This window comes from Bacillus cereus group sp. BfR-BA-01382 (assembly GCF_022663475.1).
In the GTDB taxonomy this organism is placed as follows: domain Bacteria; phylum Bacillota; class Bacilli; order Bacillales; family Bacillaceae_G; genus Bacillus_A; species Bacillus_A thuringiensis_S.
The window spans coordinates 1-4740 of record NZ_JAKUFQ010000183.1 but is presented as its reverse complement, the minus strand read 5'-3'; the positions used below and the strand labels follow the sequence as shown (position 1 = coordinate 4740).

Below are 4740 nucleotides of genomic sequence, written 5' to 3'. Positions count from 1 at the left end.
TTTTCTTTCGTCCAAAAATTTAATGGTGTCATTCTAAATTCCCATTCTTTAAATTGATTCGGATATAAATCATTAATCATCGCATATGGACTATTATTATATTTGTGCTTCAATACACCACGTAATCGATACTTTGCAATCAATTTGTTATTCCAATTTTGTTTTATCTCTTCTTCATTCCAATTCAAAATTTTTGTTACTAAATACTTTGTTACTCTTCTGGCCAATTGATTATTTCTATCTAATTTCCAAGTGTTTGGTGGAAATCTATTTCTTTTTCCATCTAATATCTCCTGATAGATGTCCTCTATAGTATTAGTGTTCGTCTGCATCTTAAAACCTTCTTTTAATTGTATATATAGTTAAATAGATTTTAATGTTAGGATTTTCGTCCGAACTATTAAAAATGTAAACTCTATCTTAACTTAGAAAATATGATGCTTAATCAAATCATAGTAATGTAAAATAAGAATTACCTATAGAAAATATATAGTCTAGGGCAAATGAAAGAATAGATTTGTAAAATATAATTTTCAATTCATAAAAGACATCAATCTGAAAAGAAAGATGTCTTTTATTTAATAGTATTACGGTTTATTTAATTACTTTCCATAAAGCTAATGAGAAAATCCAATTTGGATCACCGTATCCTTGATAACTTTGAACTGCTTCATAAATTTTACCTTGATGTTCTACTCTATCTCCTTTTTTATATGCAGCATACGAATCCCATGCCTTATACTCAGAAGAGGGGGTATCTTTTGTTGTGATTTTGATTTCATTACTCGCAACTGAAACTTTTCCTTGAGTATCTATAGCTTTTACCATATATCTATATTCTGTACTAGCCAGTAAATTTTCATCTGTATAGTAAGTTGAAGGACTTGTAGCTATTTTCGTACCGTTACGATAAATCTCATATTCTTTTATACCAACATTACTTATGGATTTTTCCCATATTAAATGAACACTGTTTGTAGTAGTTTCTGATGCTTGTAATCCTGTTGGAGCTGTTGGAGCTATTTGTTCTGGATTCTCTTCTTTTGTTGTAACTGAAACTTCATTGCTACTTTTTGACTTATTTCCTGCTGCATCTGTAGCTTTAATTGTATAATTATATTTTGTATTGGCTTGTAATCCCGCATCTTCATAACGTGTTGTTTTTGTTGTTCCTACTTTTTTTCCATCACGATAAACTTCATATTCTTTCACACCAATATTATCTGTGGAAGCCTCCCACTGTAGCTCAACAGTTGTTGCTGTTTGACTAGCAGAGCGTAGGTTAGAAGGAGCTGTTGGAGCGATTACGTCAATTTCAGTACTACTATTAAAAGCAGAAAATAGTTTAGAAAAAGCACCGTCGTCTACATCGGGTAATCCAGAAGCATCTCCAGTTGCCTGACCGATTTGCCAACTTTCAGTAGCTTTTTTATCACGATACACTGACCACATACTAATTTCCCCAATACCTTTTTCTTTGGCAAATTGGAACAATTCTTTTGCATTATTTAATGTGAAAATTTCATTTTGAGTATCATTTTTTCCTATCATAGGTGTAACAGCAATCATTTTCCAAATGTCAGAATCTTTAATAGTACCTTTATATAAATTAGTTAATTGTCCATGCAAGCTATTAATAGCATCTATTGCAGCTTGTCCCATTTGTTGGTTTTGTTGCCCGTAATCCATAGTCATAATATTAACTGAATTTAAATCTACATCATGTTTTATAGCGCTTTGAATTACATTTAGTCCATCATTAGTTAGGCCATATGGCATTACTGGTAAGGTATAACCAATTTTTACATCTTTACCTTCAGCTTTTAATTCCTTTTGTAATAACGCAATTGCTTTTGATCTTCTTTCGATAGATTCTGGGTGAGCAACTAAGACGCCTTCAATATCAAAATCCATGTGTGTTAAATGTAATGTGTTAATTACACTTTTATAAGCATCTTTTAATTTATTCACATCTGTAATAGCTGCGGCAAGATCTGCACCTAATCCAGGGATATTACCAGCATTTGCTCCACCAAAAGATACTTTAACATCTCCACCTATTTTTCTAATATGTTTAATTTGATCATCTAAGTTACCATCTCCAATAGGGGTATGACTTCCTCCCCATACTGGATTTCCATTTTTATCAGCCACTATAAAGGAAAGCGTGAAGAAACTAGTATTTGTTTCTTGGGCATATTTTAATAGGTTTTGAGGATTCATGCCGTTATCTACATATGGTGCAAAAACATGAGTTGGCCAAGTGATTCCTTCACCAAATAAATCATTTGGATCACTATTGTCAGTTATATATTCTGAACCAGTATATAATTCCCAACCGCTAAATTGTTGGGTAGGTAATGTACCTGCATTTACCCAATATACAGAATGATAAATCTTACCTTCATATGTAACGTAAGATTCACCTGGATAATCTTTATTTTTATTCCAAAATGGCGCTACTTGTTGTTGAGAATTCGCTATATTTTCTTGAGCGTAGGCAAACGTATGGCTAATGGCTTGGGATGTAGGAATGATCATAGTTAATGCAACAGCTGTTTTTGCTAGAGTACAAAATGGATGTTTCTTTCTAATCATAATAATATCTCCTCACTTCTAATTTATAATTAAAAAAAGAAATTATATTTGGCATTATTAAAATTCTTTTAATATATATTTTGAAGAATTATTGCCGTAACTCCCAATACTGATACTTTTATACGTGATGATTACCCTCATTTAGTAGGATAACAACTTACAAAAAATGAAACAAATTAGAGGGAAATATAATAATATTCATCCAAAAACAATATATTTCTTCTCATAAACTACAGAAAATCGAATTAAAATGTACATATATATACCATTTTTGTAAGGTGGGGATGAATAGTGAGCTAGAAGTAATATAAATGTACATAAAAGTGTCGATTCTAATAATCTAGTTTGGCTAAAAAAATTTTATCTTGAGTACAAGACTAACTACTTCTATTACTAAATTTAAACAATTTGTTGTATTCTTTAGTAATAAAATGAGAATATTCTTTTTAGGTTTTCTAAAATGGTCTTACTTTAGTTGAGTAGGTAAACTGGAAGCAGCATAAATTAAGTCCTTTACTTCTCCTACATTTTTTATGAATTATATCTTTTTAGTATTCTCATAAAAACTATAGGATGTTTGAAAAATTGACACATAGATTTTTGGTTTTTATATGTTAAGATGGTGTTGCTAACCTATTGTTTATAATAAAAACAGCTTATTTTTTTATCAAAAGTATAGGACTAGAAAAAACCTCATAAAGAGGTTTTTTTTATTTCTATATTTATTTTTGGTGTGAAAATTCAGTTGCAAAATTAATTTTGACATAATGCTATGATTCATTTAAATATTTCGTGCTCTTATATGTTGGATGAAGTTTTCAGATTATTTCATGATATATACAATTTTAATGCTTATTTAGTTTTTAATATATGGTATTGTAATTTTGCTAAATTCTTAAAAGAACACATACAAAATTAAATAATGTGTAATATACACTTAATTAATTTTTTGGATTGTAATTTTGAACTAATTTTTTTAATTTATACTCTGTAGCATAAGCATCAGCAGCAATAATTGCATCAAAAACCATTTCTGGTGAAATTTCAAATGGCATATTATGTATAGTTTCACCATCTTGACAGGCAGCTTCAGCCACTTTCATCAATTCTTCTTTACTTGCATCACCTAGGTTCAGATCTTCAAGTGTAGTAGGTAAGCCAAGCTTGATACAGAAATCAATGTAGTTATATAGTTCTTTAGTTGTCCAAGATTCCAATGCCATTTGTACTAATGTGCCAAATGCAACCTTTTCTCCATGCATCAAATCATGAGTCTTATCATGTAAAACAGTAAAACCATTATGGATGGCATGAGCTGCAGCTAACCCCACACTTTCGAATCCAAGGCCACTAAGCAAGGTGTTTGCCTCTATTACGGCTTCCACTGCTGGAGTAACAGTTTTTTGTTTAACTGCTAAAAGAGCAGCTTCTCCATATTGAAATAAGGTATCCCAACAGAGTTCTGCAATCTTAGCAGCTGCTAGGGTAGAGAGTCCTCCAGCCATAGCGGGTTTTCGTGATTCTAAATTTGCTCTAGCTTCAATCCATGTAGCCATTCCGTCTCCAATCCCAGCAGCTAAAAATCTGGATGGAGCTTGTGCAATCACTTGGGAATCTACTAAAATAATATCCGGATTTTTTAAATAAAATTTGTATTTCTCAAATACTCCATCATCAGAGTAAATAACAGAAAGAGAACTGGTTGGTGCATCTGTTGAGGCAATAGTGGGAACGCTTACAACTTTGGCCGAAAGAATTTCTCCTACCGCTTTTGCTGTGTCTACTGATTTACCACCACCTATACCAATGATTACATCAGCACCAAATTCTTTTCCTATTTTCTCAATCCTTGCAATTTCATTTTCAGAACTTTCGCCATTAAAACCGACTTTTTCAAAGCTTAGATTTTGTTTATGAAAGCTTTCCATAACTTTTTCACCAACAAGATGCCAAACACATTCATCTGCAATAACTAATAAATTGGTTCCTAGAGGTTCTACATACTCTCCGATTTTTTCAATTACATTTCTTCCCTGAATATATTTTTGCGGGCTAATTAGGATACGTTCCATGATAATCACTCCTTGATTTTTTGTAAGTAAGCTGAAAATCTAGCCTTGAATCTAATGTTATCAAAATTCA

3 protein-coding genes are annotated in these 4740 nt (G+C 31.5%); all 3 read right to left on the bottom strand.

The window, feature by feature from the left end:
• Positions 1 to 332, bottom strand: a 332-nt coding sequence (locus MR160_RS32700) for a DUF4046 domain-containing protein (protein ID WP_242299114.1), incomplete at its 3' end; no start/stop codon positions are given.
• A 262-nt stretch (positions 333 to 594) separates the two neighbouring features.
• Positions 595 to 2598, bottom strand: coding sequence for a fibronectin type III domain-containing protein (locus MR160_RS32695; RefSeq protein WP_242299113.1), 2004 nt, complete (start codon positions 2596 to 2598; stop codon positions 595 to 597).
• A 941-nt stretch (positions 2599 to 3539) separates the two neighbouring features.
• A complete protein-coding gene (locus tag MR160_RS32690; protein WP_242299112.1) occupies positions 3540 to 4670 on the bottom strand; it encodes a glycerol dehydrogenase in 1131 nt (376 codons plus the stop codon).
• Between the last annotated feature and the right edge of the window lie 70 nt (positions 4671 to 4740).